Below are 18,443 nucleotides of genomic sequence, written 5' to 3' on the forward strand. Positions count from 1 at the left end.
GGTATCTACTACTTCGCGACCACCGAGGCTGCGGCCCTTCTGTCTTGGCAAGCGGCAGTGTTCTTCATTGCCGGGATGTTTGCTTCTGCGCTCCTATTTGGCGCGGCGAGCCACTACCTCTTCGCCGCTCACCGAAGGCTTTTTATCTCAATCGTGCACGCGGCAGGCCCACGCTGGAAGTTCTCGCAAGTCCGGCGCGTCTGTTGCTCAATGGCTTCGAGGTCGGGGCTCCGGTACTGACGGCAAGGTGGACCTTCATGGGACTGATTGGTCTAACCTGATATGGCCCGGAGCTAGGAGTCACTTTGAGCACACACGAAACACCGCGTGACCGGTCTGGCTTTCACCTAGCGGCCGCGGACCTGCTGGACGATGTCATCTAAGGCGTGTACCCATGAAGAGCTGGTGTCGGCTGGGGAAAGGCCCCCTCGACCTCGGCTAGGGGCATTCCTAGGTGAAGATCACCCGCGTTGAAATCGCGAACTGGCGTTCGATCAAGTACGTCAACTTCTGGCCGGAGGATATCTGCATCCTTGTCGGGGCGAACAACGCAGGCAAAACCAATATCCTCTCAGCGGTCAACCTCATTCTCGGGGAGCGCTGGCCGATGCCCGCGAACCTCGAAGACTCAGATTTTTATGGGCGCAACCGCGACAACAGCATCTATATCCGGCTCTGCTTAGATCACCCGCACGTGTCAGAAATCGAGTTCGACACATCTAAACCGCAGTACGCTCTGAACGCGCTCGACAATCACGGCAGGCCTGTCCGCCCTTTTAGCAATGCCGTCCGGGAAGAGCTTGCCTTTGCCTACGTGGACGCCGGTCGCAACTACGAGAGGCAGTTTTCAACATCGCGTTGGTCGATCTTCGGGCAAGCCCTGCGCCACCTCCATCAGACCCTAAAAGATAGTGGCGATCAGCTGACCAAGCTTCGCGACGCGCTGAACGCCGCGCACGGGCTCTTGCAGACTGACCAGTACAAGAACTTCGAGAAGGAGCTGAAGGAGGCGTTCGCAGCCCAGCTGAAGACCGCCCGGTATGACGTGTCGTTCGAGTTTCGGACGCTCGAAGAAACCAATCTCTACCGTAGCCTGTATCCGACGCTTGTCGAACGAGGAGTGCCTAGAAATCCGTTAGAGGTTGGTTCAGGCGTGCGCAACGTGCTTGTGCTCGCGCTGTTTCAAGCGTTCGCGAAGTCTTTCCGGGGGGACGCCGTCCTCGGCATTGAGGAACCCGAGCTATATCTACATCCGCATGCTCAGCGCAGCCTAATGAAGCAGTTTGAGACGCTGGCAGAAGCGGGCAACCAGCTCTTCATTTCGACACACAGCGCCCATTTCCTCGACGTCGCTCGGAGCGACCGCATCGTACTGGTAGACCGTTGCGACGACGACGAGGGCGATGTTTGTACCCAAGTGAAAACGGCTTCGTCGCAGGACCTCCTAAAGGCCCGCCAAGAGCTGCACCCCGAGCGTGACGGGATGACAGTGGAATCGGTGCGGGCCTTTGTGAGGAACGTGCGAACGGCTGAGATGACTGAGGCCTTCTTCGCCCGCGTCGTGATCGTGGTCGAAGGCCCTTCCGAGCGCGAAGCAATACCCGTGTTCGCCAGAGCGCAGGGCCTCGACTTCGACGAGCATGGTATTTCGATCGTATCTGCGGGTGGCAAGCCCACTATCGATACACTGTCCCAGCTTTACAACATGCACGGCATCCGCACTTTCATCTTGTTCGACAACGACGGCGGTAAAGCCATCGGAAAGGGCCGCCAACCGGACCCTATGCCGCCTACTGCGGCTGCAAGAAGCCGATGAGCCGGCAGCCTGCGTGATGGAAGACTATGCAATTCTTCAAGGTAATTGGGAGACGCAGTGCCAGGCACATGTGGAGATGATCCGGGCGGGCCTGTATGGCGAGTTGGAGACGCAGGCACGAACTGAACTCGGTATCCCCGGCGACCGAAACAAACCGTTGGTGGCACGTTTCATTGCCGAGGCCCTCGTACAGCAAGGACACGTACCTCAATTCATCAAAGATATCCTTGACGCGATTAGAAAGAAGCTGCCCTTAAAGTCAGAGGCTCTAGTGTCTTAGAGGCCGGCCTGATGGGCGACTCGATGGTGTGTAGGTAGGGTGTGGTGTCACCTCGCTCTATGCCCGGCCCTTGACGGGTGACTCAGGGTCAGGGCCTCACCGCGCCTCTATAAAGCCTGTTCACTCCCAGCCGTAGGGCTCCCAGTGAATCTACTCGCGCATGGAGGCACGCCTAGAGGGCAACCCTCATTGGTCCCCCCTTAGGTGTCTCTATGAAAGGAGAGGCTCTAGTAATTAAGTCATTGATATTTCTCACCAAAATCGATTTCTACAATCGCGCATGGGGAGCCGGTCATCTTCTCGAACTGTTGCTGCATCGCTTGGCGCACGATCTCAACTTTCGACCGGGCACAAATGATCGCATCGTGGATTGGGCAGGCCGTCACGCCGATTTGGAACAGACGGGATGTCACAGTGATGATGAGGTCGGATTCAATTTTCATCAGTGAGTATCCGAACCCGATGCCGAATAGATGCGCAATCTTATGGTGCCTTTCATAAATGCGCGCGATGGCGTCTTTCAGTTTGGTGCCTGGCGGGAAATGTTGACGAGTTTCGTCGGGCCAGTTTCCAAGCCGTCCTCGCGCAAACAGGAGCGCCGATAGCAAGGTCTTCCACCCTCTGCGGCAGCTCCCATCCAAAGAAATGTCGTAGAGATCATTCTCAGGCTGAGCACATTGGGCCCTCGCGTACGCCAGTCGGGGAAACAATTGGCCGTAGTCTGCGACTGCAATCTTCTCGGAATTTATTAGCATCAGCTGAAAGCGAGCCGACCTTTCCATTGTCAAGAAAAACGGCCCGGCTAGTCTTCCACCTTGTTGCCAACTTCCGTTGTTGAATATCCTCCGGGCCGACAGCTTGAAAGGCGCGATCACTTCACCTGCACCTCCCAGCCGGAGCCTCGCGTCCTGACGAACGAGCGTGATATTACCTGAAGCAAACCATTTATTGAGCCTCCGAACTTGCGCCCGGAGCCGGCGTGTCGCTGAGGTTTCACGGTAGTCTATCAATGCAGCGTCTCCATCCACGTCCTTCCCGTCTTTCAACACTAGCACCTCAGGCTCTTCGACACGGCAGATTGCGCCTATCCCAAACTCGGAAAATGAAAGGGCGTCCTGCAATCGATCAGTTGCGACGATTAGTGTATCGCTCTTGATACTCGCGGAGACGCGGAACCCTGTGCTCAGACGCGTCGCAAACCCGACCGCGCAGAGAATGTCGACTATATCGAGAAAGTGTTGGCCGTACGCTGGATTCTTATACCGGCCGCCTGGCCATATCAGGTTGTGAGAGCGCGGCACTGCCAGCGCGGCACTTTCCGTGAGGAGATGAAGCACAAGGAAATTGCAAGCTACTGCTTCCGCCGCGAGCTTGAATGAGCGGAGCGACTTTGCAGAGCGGCCGCGTCTCCGCCGGCCTATTGCGGATTCTTGTACTAGCAGGTGCTCCGCGAATTCCTGAATCGCGGCCATCAACTCAGAGGTCTTTGCTCTAAGTTGAGGATCGAAGTAAGCTTTGGATAGCGCATTGTGTCGAAGCATAGTCTGCTCGGTGGCAAGTGTGAAAAGTGACCCCGCTAATGCCCAACATCGGCGGACCCTAGAATTCGAGGTGATCAGAGAACGGCGCAGGTGAGTTGTAAAATATTCCCTACTTTGAAGGCGGCTCTAAGTCGGGCCGACGCCCATAACGGGAGACCTTCAACGCGAGGATCTCATCTAAATGGTCCTCAATGAACCCGTCACACTCTCTTGCAATGAGCCGCCCCATCACGCGAAGAACTTGCCCGGACGAGCGGGGCCACGCATGGATCGAAGTCTCCGATATCCGACCATCGTAGTGCTCGACCCTCCAAGTTCGATGGTAACCCGATGCATTTCGCGATCGGTGACAAACCTTGGCAACCTGCACCACGAAGAACTCTCGCGTTCTGCACGTCGCGTACTCCGCAATGATAGCTGCAACTGCAGCCGCCTTTGCGAGGATCACCTCCGATGCGACGCCCGCCTGCCGCATCCGCGCCAGAGCAATCCTCGCCCGCCGATCCGGCGTCATTCCGCGGAGTCTCGTTACGATCTCAGTCGGCCCAGCTTCATCAAGAAGCTGCCGGAGCCTCAACAGTGCTAGATCGGTGCCGCGATCAGTCCCAGTCTTTGCCGCAACGTATGATCTCGCAGAGGCGACATAGGGCTGGAGTTCGGCACCGGAGAACGTCCGAGCCCATGTCGAACCATGGCGCGCCTTGAAATCACAATGGTGACGGCACAAAAAGGGGGATAGTCCTTTCCCAGCGGCGAGCATGGTTGGACTCCTGCAAGCCAGGCCCGTAGTCCGGTCGGGTACTGTGCATCTGGCAAAAAAGTTTGAGTCCGCGGCTCGAATCCGGGCCGGAATGCTTGCAGGGCGTCCCATTGCTAAGCTCTATGCTTTCTCTGCTGCATCAATGAGATATTTGCCCCCAGACAAGCCCAGGCCCTCGCGCAACGCCCTAAGTTCAGCGCGACGCTGGGCGAACATCTCCCGCTTTCCTGTGCGAAGAAGCTTTACGAGCAAATTCTCGATCATTGCATAGTGTGTGCCACTGAGGCGCAGAATGTACTGTGGCCTCACTGAGTGACCAGTTGGGTTTCGACGACCGGATGGTGAGCCTTCATATCCTAGTGCTCTGCATATCTGCCAAAGCTTGTCCAAATAAGCCGTCTTGAATTCCAAAACGAGCGTCGGCTTCTCCGCCTTGTTGGCGATCTGTATCGCACCGAAGCTTTCAAACAATCCGACAAACCAGTGGATGTCCGCATCCGTCGCATTCTTCAGCATGTCCGCTGTCCTTTCTCTTGTTCGTTGTCGCATCGATCGCGATCAACAATTTTGATCTAGCTATGCGCAAGTAGATGCGCAACGGACAAAAAGAAAAAAGTTGCGAAAAGGCTTCAATACAAGGGGTTTTTGAGACGAGCTACCCCCTCTAGGGGATGTAGAAAGCACTGCATGTCAATCGGCTTGCAACTTTGACCCCTCATCGGCGTCCAATTTTGACCCCTTTGCGCGGCGATGTTTGCTGGTAGCGCTCGTCTCGTCGGAGCTGGCCGGGATAGCGGAGGCGAGACGAGCGCGGGTGGCGTGATCGTCGTCTCGGCTTTTGAACCGCCAGCTGTCGTTGCCGGTCTCGACGATGTCACAGTGATGGGTCAACCGGTCGAGCAGCGCGGTGGTCATCTTGGCGTCGCCGAACACGCTCGGCCATTCGCCGAAGGCGAGATTTGTCGTCACGATGACGGAGGCGCGCTCATAGAGCCGGCTGACGAGGTGGAACAGAAGCTGGCCACCCGACTGGGCGAAGGGCAAATAGCCGAGTTCATCCAGCACGATGAAGTCCATCCGGGTCAGATGCTCGGCGAGCCGTCCTTGCCGTCCGTTGCGGGTCTCGGTCTCGAGCCGGTTGACGAGGTCGACGACGTTGTAGAAGCGTCCTCTAGCGCCATCGCGGATGCAGCTTCTGGCGATGGCAATGGCCAGGTGGGTTTTGCCTGTGCCGGTGCCGCCAACCAGTACGACGTTGCGTTGCTGGGCGATGAAGCCGCCGCCGGCGAGGTCATTGACGAGAGTCTGATTGATTGGCGTGCCATCGAACTGGAAGTCGGCGATGTCCTTGGCAAGTGGCAGCTTGGCAATGGTGAGCTGGTATTTGATCGACCTGGCTTGCTTCTCATTGATCTCGGCGTTGAGCAGGTCGCCGACAATGCGCTGAGGTTCGTGCTGGCGTTTGACAGCGATCGCCATGATCTCGTCGAAGGCCGCCTTCATGCCATAGAGCTTGAGTTCGCCCATGAGGTCGAAGATTTGGGTTCGTTCCATCAGATGGTCCTCCGGAGGTTGTCGTAGCGGGCACAATCGGCGATCGGTGCATGACGGAGCGTCAGTGCGGCCGGCGTCATGATGTTGGCCGGTGGGGCGAGTTCACGTTGCCGGGCCAGGATATTGAGAACGACATCTGCGGAATGGACGCTGTGACTGAGCGCTTCGGCACAGGCCGCTTCCACCGCGGGGAGACCGTCAGTCAGCACCGCGTTGAGGATGTCGACCATCTGCCGATTGCCATCGTCGGTGCTGGCAAGCTTGCGCCGGATCCGCTCGATCGCGGCCGGCAGCACCCAGTCCTTGAAGGGAGCACCGTTGCGCAGGGCGCCGGGTTTGCGGACGAGCACCGGCACATAATGCCAGGGGTCGTAGACGGTATCGCCGCGACTAAAGGATCGCGGGTGCTCGGCAACGATGCGTCCATCCTGACGGATCACGATGCGATCGGCATAGGCTTGAACCTCGACCGGTCGTCCGACTGCGCTGGCTGCGACCGAGTACTTGTTGTTGTCGAAGCGCACCAGGCAGGTCTTCGAGACCGACGCCGTCACGGCATGGAAGCCGTCGAAGCGGCCGGCATAGGGAACGAGCTTGGGGCGTTCGGCTTCGAACACGTCCCAGATCGTCTGATCAACCAACTCCGGATGGCGATGAGCCTTGGCGTAGGCGATGCATTTGTCGAGCAGCCAGGCGTTTAACTCGTCGAGGTTTTTGAACCGCAGCCGCGGCGTGAAGAAGCGTTCCCTGACCAGCCCGACCTGGTTCTCGACCTGCCCCTTCTCCCAGCCCGACGCTGGCGTGCAGGCGACCGGATCGACCAGATAGTGGCTGCACATCTGCAAGAAGCGGCGGTTGTAGAGACGCCCTTTACCGACGAAGATCGTCTCTACCGCGGTCTTCATGTTGTCGTAGATGCCGCGAGTGCAGGTGCCTTTGAACAGGGCGAACGCCCGGTCGTGGGCGTCGAACACCATCTCCTGCGTCTCCCGCGGATAGGCTCGCACGAACAGCATGCGGCTGTGACAGAGCCGGACATGGGCGGCCTTCACCATCACCGTGGTGCCGCTCAGCAAGACCACCTCGTGGCTCCAGTCGAACTGGTAGGCTTCGCCTGGGGCAAAGCTCAGCGGAACATAAGCGGCTGCGGTCGATTGCCCGCGTTCTTTGCTCCAGCGCCTGGCGTAACGCCGCACCGCATCGTAACCGCCGTCATAGCCGCGGCCGCGCAGCTCTTCGAAGATCCGGATCAACGTCAACTGTTCACGAGCGGATTTAGTCACGTTCGACGCAAGCAGCCCGTCAAGTTCGACTGCCCATTGTCCGAGCTTTGGCCGCGGCTGCACCTGCCGCTCGTACTCGAATGAGGTCTCTCCCGACCTCAGCACCTTCCGGACCGTGTTCCGCGACACCTTCAGGTCACGGGCGATCTCCTTGATCGTCTTGCCCTTGATGAAGTGCTCGCGCCGGATCCGGGCAATCGTCTCCACGATCAGCATCCCCCACCACCTGCTTTGTTACGAAGCAGGCAGCGCAACAGACCAACCTGTAGGGGGTCAATTTTGGACGCCGATCCCCCGGCTTAGGGGGTCAATATTGCAGGCCGAATGACACCCCTCCCTGGCGAGGGGGTTTTTCAGCAGACTGATAGAGCGGGATTGAGCACCAAATACGAAAGCCGCCGCCCGGCGGGACGATGGCTTTCTGGAGGACCGAACGTGCCGTTGCTTAAGAGAACGTCCGAGCAAGAACAGTATAGCGTGGCGAGCGCACTTGCAGCGCCGTTGCAGGATAACCGAACCCAAAAACCGGTCAAAAAAAATCCCGCAGCGGATTCGCCCGTCCGCCTTCAAAGACAAAAAAACCCTCAAAAAATAGCCGCTTTCCGCGTTCCTGCCGATTTGCTGGAAGGCGAGACTTAAGTTGCACACCCCCACACCCTCTAAACTCTCTATCGACAGCTGTGTAACGCCCTCCAACGGCAACATACCCGTGTGGGTTCATACCGGTGACGTAGTCAGCGCCGTGGCCGCGACAGCGGCCCTTCAGATCGCAGAGAAACCCCTTCAACCTGACTCAGAAGGCGCGGGACAAAGCCGTGAGTCATCCACGGGGCTTCCTGGAGTCCTTAAAGCGGTCCTTTGACAAGGAGTTGTCCCGGGCTGGCATCCGACTTCCGTATTGGTTCTGCATTGATCGCGATTGGGATGGCCGGCTGCATATCCACGGCGCCTTCAGTGCCGTTACCGAGAACGAGGTTCTGAAAGGGGGCATGCGCCGGGCCTGGGGCGAGGCGCCGGCCGCGCGGCCGGCAATTCCAGATCAAGATCGTTCCGCACACGACGACGGCTGGGCCACCTATGCCACGCGCAATCTGCGCCGCGTGTCGGCTAAGATTGGCCCTACCTTCACCATGACCCGGCCGCTGCAACAGGACGCGCAATGGACCTACAGTGAGATGCGGCGGATTATGCGCGAGACCTACTGGCCCACGAAGCCGTAGACGGGCCCTGCAACACTCATCACACTGCACGGACTACCAATCGGTGCGGGCGATCCCGGAATCCTCCCGGCGGGCGTGATGCAGAAGTTGCTGTAGCCTTGCGGGACCGGAGGGATTGAGGACGGCGGCACCGCCTGCGTAAACGAACCAGGCGGGGTTCCGGGCACAGGATTTGGCAGCTCCGGCGACTGATTTGCCCTGTTCGCGGCTGCTACGCCATCTAGTCGCCTCCCAAAGCCGGCGGTCACGTCATCTAGATTCAGTCCGCCTGCTAAATGCAATCTTTTCGACTTTGAAGAAAAGACTTCAGCGTGGGCGACCGAGACCACTGAGAAATATGCGTGCTCCGTCACATTTGGCCTCACAGTGGCACCATTGATGAAAGACGTGATGAGCGCGGGTGCAGCAATCCCGAGCTGCACTATTGCGAACGGCTGCTTCACGTCGCCGTTAAGCAGCGCCATCATGCCACCGAGAAGCAGCAACACTGCCACCCGAATCCCATATCCAACGTAATTCCCGAGAGTGAGGGCATCCGGATGATCAATGATCGGTGCGAGATCAATCGAGAGCACACTGACCAATATTGGCAATAATCCGCCAAAGGCTCCTAGGAGAAAAGCTCCACAGCGCGACATGACTTACTCCCATGCCGAGTATAATCCTTTGAAAAACATTCGGATCGTAATCCGAAAGCCTAACAACCGCAACGCGAATCTCAACGCGAAGCTCTTGCGGTAGTGAAGTAAGAAGGGTGTAAGCGTTGACTAATCGAAAAATGAAGTTCCGCGACCGAAGCCTCTGCTTTGACTCTAATCGCCGCGTCAGCGATCACTTACTTTTCGGTTTTATCGAATCCGCTTCACTTGCCGGCGAATCGCAAATCGCGCACCTCGCTTCCCTTGCATCACCAACATGGGGCTGACAGATGTCCACCGACCTCGGAACGTTCATTCCGATCTCGACCTACAATGACCTCGTGCCCGCCGACGAATTCCACGACTTCCTCGAAGAGAACGAGCGCTTGCAAGCGGCGGTGATTAAGGCTGCATGCCGTCAAATGTGCGAAGATCCTCGCATCAAAAGGCTCACGGCGAAGCGGAGGCGTTGATCATGACCAATGACGCGTGGCCGGACTACAGATCGCAAGTGCGCTCTCGCGGTCGCGGCTTCGTCTTTGAGTTGTTCGCATCCCCGAAGATGTTGCCGGACGTATGCACAAGCTGCGACGGAAGCCAGCCGGGAAATTCAGCGGCGACGTTCCATTGGCTCGAGCGGAATCAGGATACCTAGCGGTCGCGCGCTTGCCCAGAATCGTCCCTCGCGATCCAAATGCAATCTGAAGTAGCCGTCGGACGGGCGCAAACGTCAGGGATGATGTCACGGAGCCGCGACCTGCAAATGTGAAGTAGCGCACGAATTGCTCGCGACAGTTTGCCTCACCTTGCCGGTGCCATGACGGGTCGGATCGGCGCGCGCTGAATCGTCCTTGGATATGCAACCCAAGGAGATTCGTGATGCCCTATGTCGATGGTTTCGTGCTGGCTGTGCCGAAGGACAAGATCGAGCCCTACAAGGCGCTGGCGAAAACGGCCTGCGCGATCTGGATGGAGCACGGCGCGCTGGATTATGTCGAATGCATCGGCGACGACGTGCCCTATGGCGAGCTCACTTCGTTTCCACGCGCGGTGATGGCCAAGGAGGACGAGATCGTGGTGTTCTCCTGGATCGTCTATCGCGACCGGGAAACTCGCGATGCCGTCAACAAGAAGGTGATGGCGGACCCCCGGCTGAAGCTGGGACGGCATGCCGTTTGACGGCAAGCGCATGATCTATGGCGGCTTCACGACGCTGCTGAGGGCGAGCGACGTGGTCGGGTGAGCGCGCGCTGCGCAGCCTCGTAGGGTGGGTACGCTGGCGCTAACCCACCCTATAAGCGGTGCTTGCTTATGCATCGTGGCAATTCGTTTCACCTTGCCGGTATCGGGCCGGCATGCCATCCTCTCATCACCAGGCATAATCAAACGGAGGCGGGCGCTTAGCCGAGCTTTCTAAAAGAAACTGGTTGGGGAAACCCCTTGGGAGGTCTGATTTCATGAGATTGAAGCACGTCACCGGGCTGCTTTGCGCGGCTGCGATGTCCCTTGTGCTCGCTTCAGGCGCGCGAGCGCAGGACAAGGTCGTCAAGATCGGCGCGATCCTGCCGATGTCCGGCGGCACCGCCTCGATCGGCGCGCATGCCAAGGCGGCGCTCGAGGTCGCCATGGACATCATCAACAACGCCCATCCCGAGCTCGGCAATCTGCCGCTGGCGAAGAACGCAGGTCTCGCCGGCCTCGGCGGCGCCAAGATCGAGATCGTGTTCGCGGACAACCAGGGCAACCCGGCCACAGGCCAGAACCAGGCGCTGCGTCTGATCACGGAGGACAAGGTGGCCGCTTTGTTCGGCTCCTATCAGTCCGGCGTCACGCTGACCTCGAGCGCGATCGCCGAGAAATACGGCATTCCCTTCCTGAACTCCGAGTCGGTCGCCGCCAATCTCACCGAGCGCGGCTTCAAATGGTTCTTCCGCACGACGCCGATCGCCACCGACTTCGCCAAGGCCTATGTCGATTTCCTCGCCGACATCAAGGCGCAGGGTGCCAAGACCGATGCAATCGCACTGGTTCACGACAACACTGAATACGGCACCTCTGTCGCCAACACCATCAGCGCCGCCTTCAAGGACAAGGGGCAGGCCATCGCAATTGACGTCGCCTATCCGGTCAACGCCACCGATTTGCAGGGTCAGGTGCTCCAGCTCAAGGAGAAGAAGCCCGACGTCATCATCATGATCAGCTACACGTCGGACGCGATCCTGTTCGCCAAGACCATGCAGTCGCTCGACTACAAGCCGCCCGTGCTGCTCGCCGACGATGCAGGCTATTCCGATCCGTCCTTCATCAAGGCGGTCGGCAAGATCTCGCAGGGCGTCTTCAATCGCTCGTCCTGGGCGGTGGGTCCGTCCGGCTCGCCGTCCGCCATCATCGCCGACATGTACAAGAAGAGCGGCGAGGAGATGGACGACACGGTCGGCCGCCAGATGCAGGGCTTCTTCGTGCTGGCCGACGCGATCGACCGCGCCGGCTCGACCGATCCCGCCAAGATCCAGGCCGCGCTGAAGGCGACGGATCTGAAGCCCGAGCAATTGATGATGGGCTACAAGGGCGTGAAGTTCGACGACAAGGGCCAGAACGTGCTCGCCTCCGGCCTCATCATCCAGCTCCAGGACGGCGAGAACTACACCGCGGTGTGGCCCAAGGCCAATGCCGAGAAGGCGCCTGTGCTGCCTTACAAGGGCTGGTGAGATTTAAAGGCGGGGCTGCGCGCTCCGCCATTCCCATGATAATTTGATCAGAGCAACGCGGCTCATGTCCTTTGTACTCGTGCAGGTGATCGTCGGCGGGCTTCTGCTTGGCGCCGTCTACGCCCTGTTTTCCTCCGGCCTCACGCTGGTGTGGGGCATGATGAACATCGTCAATTTCGCGCATGGCGATTTCGTCATGCTCGGCATGTACGTCGCCTACGTCGTCTACACGCTGTTGGGCGGAGGGCCGATCCTCGGCGCGCCGCTGGCGACGCTGGTGCTCGCGACGGTCGGTGTCGTGGTCTATTTCGCCCTGATCCGCGACATCATGAAGGGGCCGATGCTGGCGCAGATCCTCGGCACCTTCGGCCTGGCGCTGCTGTTGCGCTATTCCGTGTTCTGGTGGTTCGGCGCCAACTTCCTGTCGATGCCCCCGAATATCGTGGGCGGCACTTATGCGTTTGCCGGCCTGCGCATCGAGGCCTCGCGGCTGCTTGCCGGCGTGGTCGCGCTGCTCGTGACGCTCGGGCTACATCTGCTGCTGACGCGGACCTCGCTCGGCTCGAAAATGCTAGCGGTGGCGGAGGATCAAACAGCGGCTCAGCTGATGGGCATCCGGCCCGACACCATGCAAGCGATCGCCTGGGCGATTGCGGCCGGCGCCACCGGGCTTGCCGGAGCGCTGATTGCGAACTTCTTCTACATCGTGCCGACCGTCGGCGAGACGCTCGGCATCGTCGCCTTCGTCACGGTGTCGCTCGGCGGTTTTGGGAGCGTGCCCGGCGCGCTCGTCGCAGGGCTCCTGATCGGGGTGATCGAGTCACTATCCGGCTATCTGATCGGGGCGATCTACAAGGACATGGTCGTCTATGTCCTGTTCCTGCTCTTCCTCTGGTTCCGGCCACAGGGCCTGATGGGGAAGATGTGATGAGAAAGCTGTGATGCGACGCTTGATCTGGCTCTCGGTCGTCGCAGCGATTGCGATCGCCTATCCGCTGCTGCTGTCCTCGCCGTTCCAGCAGCGCTTGGGCGCACTGGTGCTGCTCTATGCGATTGCGGCGTCGGCCTGGAACATCGTCGGCGGTTATGCCGGCCAGGTTTCGGTCGGACACGTCGTGTTCTTCGGCTGTGGCGCCTATGCCGCGATGGGGTCCTATGTAAAATTTGGCCTGTCGCCCCTGTTCGGCATTCCCGGCGGGATGGTGCTGGCGGTGGGGTTGGCTGCGATCATCGGTGTGCCGACGCTGCGCCTGTCCGGCCATTATTTCAGCATGGCGACGATCGCGGTCGCCGAGACGATGCGGCTGATCGTCACCAACACCGACTGGTTAGGCGCGGTCGTCGGGCTCTCTGGTCCAACTGTCCCGCGCAACATCTTCGATCTCTCGTTCCTGTCGTCGCTGCCGTACTATTATCTCTTCCTGCTCATCCTCGCGATCACGCTTCTGATTAGCGTGGTGGATGACCAACAGCCGGATGGGGTTTTACCTGCGCGCCATCAAGGATTCCGAACGGGCCGCGCGCTCGCTCGGCGCACCTGCGAGCCGTACCAAGCTCTATGCCTACATGCTGAGTGCGGCGCTGACGAGCGTCGCCGGCGCGCTCTATGCCATGATGTTCGGCTTCGTCGATCCCGAGTCCGGGTTCGGCATCCTGATCTCGGTGAAAATTTTGATCATGGCGGCGCTGGGCGGGGCAGGGCTGCTGTTCGGACCGCTGGTGGGCGCCGCGATCCTGGTGCCGCTGGAGGAGATCTCCAACAGCTGGCTCGGCGGCAAGGGCGCGGGGCTCACCTTCGTGCTCTATGGCGCGATCATCGTGGTGATCGCGCGCTTCCAGCCGGGCGGCCTGCTCAGCCTGTTCACACGGCGCAGCAAGCCCAGCAAGGATACAGGAGCAGGCCATGCTCCTTGAGGCGCGCGGGATCACCAAGGCGTTCGGTAGCTTCAAGGCGGTGGACGATGCTTCCGTGACGCTGGAGCAGGGCGACATCCTCGGCCTGATCGGCCCCAACGGCGCGGGCAAGTCCACGTTCTTCAACTGCCTCACCGGCGATCTCAAGACCACGTCCGGCCGCGTCCTGTTCGAGGGCCGCGACATCACCGACTTCACGCCGGAGCTGCGCGCCGGGCTTGGGCTCGCCCGCACGTTCCAGGTCCCGCAGACATTCGAAGGCATGACGGTGCTCGAGAACGTCATGATCGGCGCCTTCCTGCGCACGGCGCATCGCAAGGAGGCCGAGACCAACGCGCGCGCCGTGCTCGAGCGGGTCGGCATGATCAGGCTTGCGGATGCACCGGCGCGCTCGCTCGGCACGCCCGGCCGCAAGCGGCTGGAGATCGCGCGCGCGCTCGCGACCGAGCCAAAGGTGCTGCTGCTCGACGAAGCCATGGCCGGTCTCAACGCGCATGAAGTGAGGCTCGCCATCGACCTCGTCCGCGACATCCACCGTTCCCGGCATTACGCTCGTGATCGTCGAGCACATCATGGAAGTGATCATGTCGCTCGCGAGCCGCGTGATGGTGTTCCACCAGGGTAAGGAGATCGCCCGTGGGTCACCCCGCGAAGTCACGTCCAACCCGGCGGTGATCGAGGCCTATCTCGGCAAGCGCGCTGCCAAGGCGGCCGCCGGCCACACGCCGGTCGAGCTGATGGGCGGGCCGGACCTATGAGCGGGGCGTTGCTCAGGATCGAACATCTGGAGGTGCGCTACGGCGATCTCATCGGCGTCTCCGACGTCTCGCTGGAGGTTCCCGAAGGCAGCGTCGTCGCGCTGCTCGGCTCCAATGGCGGCGGCAAGACCACGACGTTGAACGCCATCGCCGGCCTCATTCCCGTGCATTCCGGATTGATCCACTTTCGCGGCGAGGACATCGCCGGCGAGAGGGCGTTTGCGATCGTGCGCAAGGGGCTGGCGTTGTCGCCGGAGGGCTGGCGGCTGTTCGTGCAGCAGAGCGTGGAGAACAATTTGCTGCTCGGCGCAACGCCGCTGCACGACAAGTCGCTCCGGGCCACGCTCCTCGAACGCGTCTACGAGTTCTTTCCGCGGTTGAAGGAGCGCCGCAACCAGCGCGCCGGCACCATGTCCGGCGGCGAACGGCAGATGCTCGCGGTCGGTCGCGCGCTGATGAGCGACCCGAAACTGCTGATGCTGGATGAACCCTCGCTCGGTCTTGCGCCGGCGATCGTCGAATCCATGTACGAGACGTTCGGCCGCCTGCATCGCGAGGGTCTGACCATCCTGCTCGCCGAGCAATCGATCGAGCTCGCGCTGGAAGTCTCGGATTTCGCCACCGTGCTCCAGGTCGGCAAGAGCGTGCTGTCAGGCACGGCCGCAGCGCTCGCGCAGGACCCGCAGGTGCAGAAGGCTTATCTTGGGGTGGACTGACTGATTTTCGCCTGAAGCAGCAGCAACAGGCAGCCGGCGAGCCGCGTCTCCATCTCCTTCGTCCCGAGCGACAGCGGCCCGGGATTGTTGAGGATCGCATTCACCAGCGTGCCCAGCACGATTTGGAAGCCGAACGCGATGGTGCGGACCTTGGCGGCCTTACGCCCCTTGCCCATCGCCGGCAGCAGGAGAGGGGTGGCGCGTTCGGTGGTCGCTTTCGCGAGAGCCTTGAATGCTGTCCATTTGTCCGGACGGGTGTCGTCATGCTGGAGCGCTGCGCGCAGCACGCCCTCGTGGTTGCGCATCCAGACGATGATGCCGCTGACGATGATTTGGCAGAGCTTGTCGAGGCCCGCATCGGGCGACGGCCGCCTGATCTCGGCCAGCCGCTGCTCGCCGTCGCGCGCGGCCAGTGCCATCAGCGCGTTGAAATAGGCTTCCTTGCTTTCGAAGCGGCTGTAGAAGGCGCCGACGGTGGCACCGACTTCGGTGCAGAGCGCTTCGATCGAAAGCTCGGCGAGGCTGCGCCTCCGCAGCATCTCCGCGCCGGCGCGCAGCAGCGCCAGCGTCGTCTCGCGGCTGCGCTTCTGGCGCGACGGGACGACGCCGGGCAGGTCGAAATCACGAAACTCGGGCTGTTCCAAACGTGGCTGCTTCCGCGCTTGCATCTGGGTTAAATCATAACCATAATTCGGATTATAGTTTAGGCGAGGACGAGCCGCAGGTCAACCGTGGCCGTCGGCGGCCATCCAGGCCAGCCGACAGGGAGGATCAGATGAGCGCAGGCAGCAACACGCCGTTCCGCGGCACCGTCGGCAAGACGGTTGCGGACTCAAAACCCTGGTGGCCGGAGGCGCCGAGGCCGCCCGAGGGCGCGCCGAACATTTTGGTCGTGCTGTTCGACGACGTCGGCTTCTCCGATTTCGGCTGCTACGGTTCCGCGATCAAGACGCCGACCATCGACAGGCTCGCCGCCGAAGGGCTGCGTTACTCCGGCTTCCACACCACCGCGATGTGCTCGACCACGCGCGCGGCACTGCTCACCGGGCGCAACCATCACTCCGTCGGCGTCGGATGCCTTGCCAATTTCGATTCCGGCTATCCCGGCTACCGCGGCAAGATCGCGCGCGAGGCGGGGACGCTCGCCGAGATGCTGCGCACCCACGGCTATCGCAACTACATGGTCGGCAAATGGCACGTGACGCCGCTGACCGAAAGCGGCGCCACCGGCCCGTTCGACGGCTGGCCGCTCGGCCGCGGTTTTGATCGCTTCTACGGCTTCCTCGATGCCGAGACCGACCAGTACGCGCCGGAACTCGTCTCCGACAACACGCATATCGATCCCCCGGGGACGTATGCCGATGGCTATCATCTGACCGAGGACCTGATCGACCAGTCGATCCGCTTCATCGGTGATCACGTCGCCGATCGTCCCGACATCCCGTGGCTCACCTGGGTGGCGCTGGGGGCCTGCCACGCGCCGCACCAGGCCCCGGCCGAGATCATCAGGAGCTACGAGGCGACGTTCTCACACGGCTGGGACATCGAGCGCGAGCAGCGGCTGTCGCGTCAGAAGGCGATGGGGCTGGTGCCGGAGGGAACGCGGATGCCGGCGCGCAATGACGGCGTGAAAGCCTGGGATGATCATTCGGCCGACGAGCGTCGCGTCTTCACGCGCCTGCAGGCGGCTTTTGCCGGCATGCTCGATCATTCCGATCGTCATCTTGCGCGCCTTGTCTCATTCCTGGAGACGGCCAACATCCGCGACAACACGGTCATCATCGTGATGTCCGACAACGGCGCCAGCCAGGAGGGCGGACCGCTCGGCTTCGTCAACGCGATGGGTCCGTTCAACTTCAAGCCGGAGCCGATCGCGGAGAAGCTGAGCCGTATTGATGACATCGGCGGGCCCGACACCCACAGTAATTTTCCGCATGGTTGGGCGATGGCGTCCAACACGCCGCTGCGGCGCTACAAGCAGAACACCCATGGCGGCGGTATCCGTGATCCCTTCGTCATCAACTGGCCGAAGCAGATCGCGGCCAAGGGAGAGCTGCGGCACCAGTTCGTGCACGCAACCGACCTCACGCCGACGCTGCTGGAGCTGATCGGCATCGAGGCGCCCGCCGAGATCGCGGGCTGCCGGCAGATGCCGCTGGAAGGCGAGAGCTTTGCGCGTTCGATCGCGGACGCGTCCGCTCCTTCAAAGAGCTCGCCGCAATATTTCGAGATGTTCGGCCATCGCGGCCTTTGGCAGGGCGGCTGGAAGGCGGTCGCCTTCCATCCATCGGGCACGCCGTTCGATAGCGACAAATGGGAGCTGTTCCATCTCGATGAGGATTTCTCCGAGACCGATGATCTTGCGGCGAAAGAACCGGAGCGCCTGGCAGCGATGATCGCGGCATGGTGGGAGGAAGCCGAGAAGCACAAGGTGCTGCCGCTCGACGACCGCTTCGGGCCGCGCTTTGCGGAGAATGCCGCGCGCTTCCATGGTGCGCGCCATCATTTCGTCTTCCATGCCGGCATGGGTCATGTGCCGACCGATGTCGCGCCTGATGTGCGCAGCCGCAGCTACACGATCGAGGCGCATGTCGAGATCGACGAGGCGGGTGCCGCCGGCGTGCTGATCTCGCATGGTGATGCGACGTCCGGCTATAGCCTCTACGTCAAGGACGGCCATCTCGTGCACGACCTCAACATCGGCGGCAGTCACCAGATCGTCCGCTCGGAGCGCAAGGTGCCGTCGGGCGCGCGGCGGCTCGGCGTTCACGTTGAGCGTCTTGTGCGCAAGGAGCCGCCGGCCAAGGGCTCGCGTACCGGCATCACCGACTACACGCTCCTGGTCGACGGTGAGAAGGCGGGATCGCTGCAGACCCAGCTCGGGTTCCACACGCTGATTTCGTGGTCCGGCCTCGACATTGGCCGCGACCGCGGCAGCCCGGTGTCGCATTACGAGGCGCCGTTCGAATTCGAAGGACGGCTCTCGCGCGTCAGCGTGACCATGCACAACGACCAGAAGCTCGACGGCGACGCCGTCGGCAACGCGCAGATGGCTCGGCAGTAACGGCAGGCTTGCGGGCTGCGAGAGCGCTCGGCCTTCATGGTTCGAGACGCCCGCCTTGGCGGGCTCCTCACCATGAGGGTTTGGGATTTGCCGCGCGCTGAAACCTCATCCTGAGGAGCCCGCGGAAGCGGGCGTCTCGAAGGATGGGCCGCAAGGAAAACTCCTGCGGCAATCGGCGAAAAAGAAGCGCG

Annotated in this window: 17 protein-coding genes and 3 pseudogenes; 14 read left to right on the forward strand and 6 right to left on the reverse strand. The window is 61.0% G+C overall.

All coding sequences use genetic code 11. The annotated features are described in order from the left end of the window. Positions 1-454 precede the first annotated feature (454 nt). Both ACVWYI_RS17115 and ACVWYI_RS17120 read left to right on the forward strand, forming a co-directional pair. Positions 455-1,816 (forward strand): ATP-dependent nuclease, encoded by a 1,362-nt coding sequence (locus tag ACVWYI_RS17115; RefSeq protein WP_456662696.1) that lies wholly within the window; start codon positions 455-457, stop codon positions 1,814-1,816. Positions 1,817-1,832: 16 nt separating this feature from the next. After that, complete coding sequence (locus tag ACVWYI_RS17120; protein ID WP_456662697.1) at positions 1,833-2,096, forward strand: hypothetical protein; 264 nt, start codon at positions 1,833-1,835, stop codon at positions 2,094-2,096. Between the two features lie 239 nt (positions 2,097-2,335). On the opposite strand, the gene ACVWYI_RS17125 is transcribed toward ACVWYI_RS17120, so the two are convergent. The 4 genes and pseudogenes from ACVWYI_RS17125 to istA all read right to left on the reverse strand — a co-directional run. After that, positions 2,336-3,568, reverse strand: coding sequence for a hypothetical protein (locus tag ACVWYI_RS17125; RefSeq protein ID WP_456662698.1), 1,233 nt, complete (start codon positions 3,566-3,568; stop codon positions 2,336-2,338). Between the two features lie 949 nt (positions 3,569-4,517). Continuing rightward, positions 4,518-4,913, reverse strand: coding sequence for a hypothetical protein (locus ACVWYI_RS17130; protein WP_456662699.1), 396 nt, complete (start codon positions 4,911-4,913; stop codon positions 4,518-4,520). Between the two features lie 174 nt (positions 4,914-5,087). Beyond that, on the reverse strand, positions 5,088-5,951 hold the full coding sequence (gene istB / locus ACVWYI_RS17135; RefSeq protein ID WP_456661642.1) for an IS21-like element helper ATPase IstB: 864 nt from the start codon (positions 5,949-5,951) through the stop codon (positions 5,088-5,090). A gap of 8 nt (positions 5,952-5,959) precedes the next feature. Then, a pseudogene (istA, locus tag ACVWYI_RS17140) lies at positions 5,960-7,450 on the reverse strand (IS21 family transposase); the annotation flags it as partial. Positions 7,451-7,669: 219 nt separating this feature from the next. On the opposite strand from istA, the gene ACVWYI_RS17145 reads away from it, so the two are divergent. Together ACVWYI_RS17145 and ACVWYI_RS17150 are read left to right on the forward strand one after the other, a co-directional pair. After that, positions 7,670-7,873, forward strand: a complete 204-nt coding sequence (locus ACVWYI_RS17145; protein WP_456662700.1) for a hypothetical protein — start codon at positions 7,670-7,672, stop codon at positions 7,871-7,873. 176 nt (positions 7,874-8,049) lie between these two features. Next, positions 8,050-8,454, forward strand: coding sequence for a hypothetical protein (locus ACVWYI_RS17150; RefSeq protein ID WP_456662701.1), 405 nt, complete (start codon positions 8,050-8,052; stop codon positions 8,452-8,454). On the opposite strand, the gene ACVWYI_RS17155 is transcribed toward ACVWYI_RS17150, so the two are convergent. Continuing rightward, positions 8,433-9,092, reverse strand: a complete 660-nt coding sequence (locus ACVWYI_RS17155; RefSeq protein ID WP_456662702.1) for a hypothetical protein — start codon at positions 9,090-9,092, stop codon at positions 8,433-8,435. The genes ACVWYI_RS17150 and ACVWYI_RS17155 overlap by 22 nt on opposite strands. A gap of 290 nt (positions 9,093-9,382) precedes the next feature. On the opposite strand from ACVWYI_RS17155, the gene ACVWYI_RS17160 reads away from it, so the two are divergent. The 9 genes and pseudogenes from ACVWYI_RS17160 (at position 9,383) to ACVWYI_RS17200 (ending at position 15,188) form a co-directional block, all read left to right on the forward strand. After that, complete coding sequence (locus ACVWYI_RS17160) at positions 9,383-9,565, forward strand: hypothetical protein (protein WP_456662703.1); 183 nt, start codon at positions 9,383-9,385, stop codon at positions 9,563-9,565. A 406-nt stretch (positions 9,566-9,971) separates the two neighbouring features. Next, a pseudogene (locus ACVWYI_RS17165) lies at positions 9,972-10,335 on the forward strand (DUF1428 domain-containing protein). Between the two features lie 214 nt (positions 10,336-10,549). Next, positions 10,550-11,800 carry an ABC transporter substrate-binding protein gene (locus tag ACVWYI_RS17170; RefSeq protein WP_456662704.1) on the forward strand — a complete coding sequence of 417 codons (1,251 nt, stop codon included), beginning with the start codon at positions 10,550-10,552 and terminating at the stop codon, positions 11,798-11,800. A gap of 64 nt (positions 11,801-11,864) precedes the next feature. Beyond that, complete coding sequence (locus tag ACVWYI_RS17175; protein WP_456662705.1) at positions 11,865-12,728, forward strand: branched-chain amino acid ABC transporter permease; 864 nt, start codon at positions 11,865-11,867, stop codon at positions 12,726-12,728. Between the two features lie 13 nt (positions 12,729-12,741). After that, positions 12,742-13,182, forward strand: a pseudogene (locus ACVWYI_RS17180) (branched-chain amino acid ABC transporter permease); the annotation flags it as partial. 79 nt (positions 13,183-13,261) lie between these two features. Then, positions 13,262-13,714, forward strand: coding sequence for a branched-chain amino acid ABC transporter permease (locus ACVWYI_RS17185; RefSeq protein ID WP_456662706.1), 453 nt, complete (start codon positions 13,262-13,264; stop codon positions 13,712-13,714). Then, positions 13,704-14,339, forward strand: a complete 636-nt coding sequence (locus ACVWYI_RS17190; protein ID WP_456662707.1) for an ABC transporter ATP-binding protein — start codon at positions 13,704-13,706, stop codon at positions 14,337-14,339. Before ACVWYI_RS17185 ends, ACVWYI_RS17190 begins: the two co-directional genes overlap by 11 nt. Beyond that, positions 14,287-14,472: an ABC transporter ATP-binding protein C-terminal domain-containing protein gene (locus ACVWYI_RS17195; protein WP_456662708.1), complete on the forward strand. Its 186-nt coding sequence runs from the start codon at positions 14,287-14,289 to the stop codon at positions 14,470-14,472. Before ACVWYI_RS17190 ends, ACVWYI_RS17195 begins: the two co-directional genes overlap by 53 nt. After that, positions 14,469-15,188 carry an ABC transporter ATP-binding protein gene (locus ACVWYI_RS17200; protein WP_247345816.1) on the forward strand — a complete coding sequence of 240 codons (720 nt, stop codon included), beginning with the start codon at positions 14,469-14,471 and terminating at the stop codon, positions 15,186-15,188. Before ACVWYI_RS17195 ends, ACVWYI_RS17200 begins: the two co-directional genes overlap by 4 nt. Here ACVWYI_RS17200 and ACVWYI_RS17205 read toward each other — a convergent pair. After that, the gene (locus ACVWYI_RS17205; protein WP_456662709.1) at positions 15,170-15,856 is read right to left on the reverse strand and encodes a TetR/AcrR family transcriptional regulator; all 687 of its coding nucleotides are present in this window, start codon (positions 15,854-15,856) and stop codon (positions 15,170-15,172) included. The two genes, ACVWYI_RS17200 and ACVWYI_RS17205, sit on opposite strands and share 19 nt — an antisense overlap. Positions 15,857-15,963: 107 nt before the next feature. Between ACVWYI_RS17205 and ACVWYI_RS17210 the strand changes: the two genes are divergently transcribed. Continuing rightward, positions 15,964-18,252, forward strand: coding sequence for an arylsulfatase (locus ACVWYI_RS17210; protein WP_456662710.1), 2,289 nt, complete (start codon positions 15,964-15,966; stop codon positions 18,250-18,252). The last annotated feature ends 191 nt before the right edge of the window (positions 18,253-18,443 follow it).

The organism is Bradyrhizobium sp. LB13.1, assembly GCF_054056815.1.

Coding starts and splice junctions, on each gene's coding strand:
- ACVWYI_RS17130 (WP_456662699.1), bottom strand. CDS start 4,913: ATGCTGAAGAATGCGACGGATGCGGACATCCACTGGTTTGTCGGATTG.
- ACVWYI_RS17170 (WP_456662704.1), top strand. CDS start 10,550: ATGAGATTGAAGCACGTCACCGGGCTGCTTTGCGCGGCTGCGATGTCC.
- ACVWYI_RS17160 (WP_456662703.1), top strand. CDS start 9,383: ATGTCCACCGACCTCGGAACGTTCATTCCGATCTCGACCTACAATGAC.
- ACVWYI_RS17175 (WP_456662705.1), top strand. CDS start 11,865: ATGTCCTTTGTACTCGTGCAGGTGATCGTCGGCGGGCTTCTGCTTGGC.
- istB (WP_456661642.1), bottom strand. CDS start 5,951: ATGGAACGAACCCAAATCTTCGACCTCATGGGCGAACTCAAGCTCTAT.
- ACVWYI_RS17190 (WP_456662707.1), top strand. CDS start 13,704: ATGCTCCTTGAGGCGCGCGGGATCACCAAGGCGTTCGGTAGCTTCAAG.
- ACVWYI_RS17200 (WP_247345816.1), top strand. CDS start 14,469: ATGAGCGGGGCGTTGCTCAGGATCGAACATCTGGAGGTGCGCTACGGC.
- ACVWYI_RS17155 (WP_456662702.1), bottom strand. CDS start 9,092: ATGTCGCGCTGTGGAGCTTTTCTCCTAGGAGCCTTTGGCGGATTATTG.
- ACVWYI_RS17185 (WP_456662706.1), top strand. CDS start 13,262: ATGACCAACAGCCGGATGGGGTTTTACCTGCGCGCCATCAAGGATTCC.
- ACVWYI_RS17195 (WP_456662708.1), top strand. CDS start 14,287: ATGGAAGTGATCATGTCGCTCGCGAGCCGCGTGATGGTGTTCCACCAG.
- ACVWYI_RS17125 (WP_456662698.1), bottom strand. CDS start 3,568: ATGGCCGCGATTCAGGAATTCGCGGAGCACCTGCTAGTACAAGAATCC.
- ACVWYI_RS17210 (WP_456662710.1), top strand. CDS start 15,964: ATGAGCGCAGGCAGCAACACGCCGTTCCGCGGCACCGTCGGCAAGACG.
- ACVWYI_RS17120 (WP_456662697.1), top strand. CDS start 1,833: ATGGAAGACTATGCAATTCTTCAAGGTAATTGGGAGACGCAGTGCCAG.
- ACVWYI_RS17205 (WP_456662709.1), bottom strand. CDS start 15,856: ATGCAAGCGCGGAAGCAGCCACGTTTGGAACAGCCCGAGTTTCGTGAT.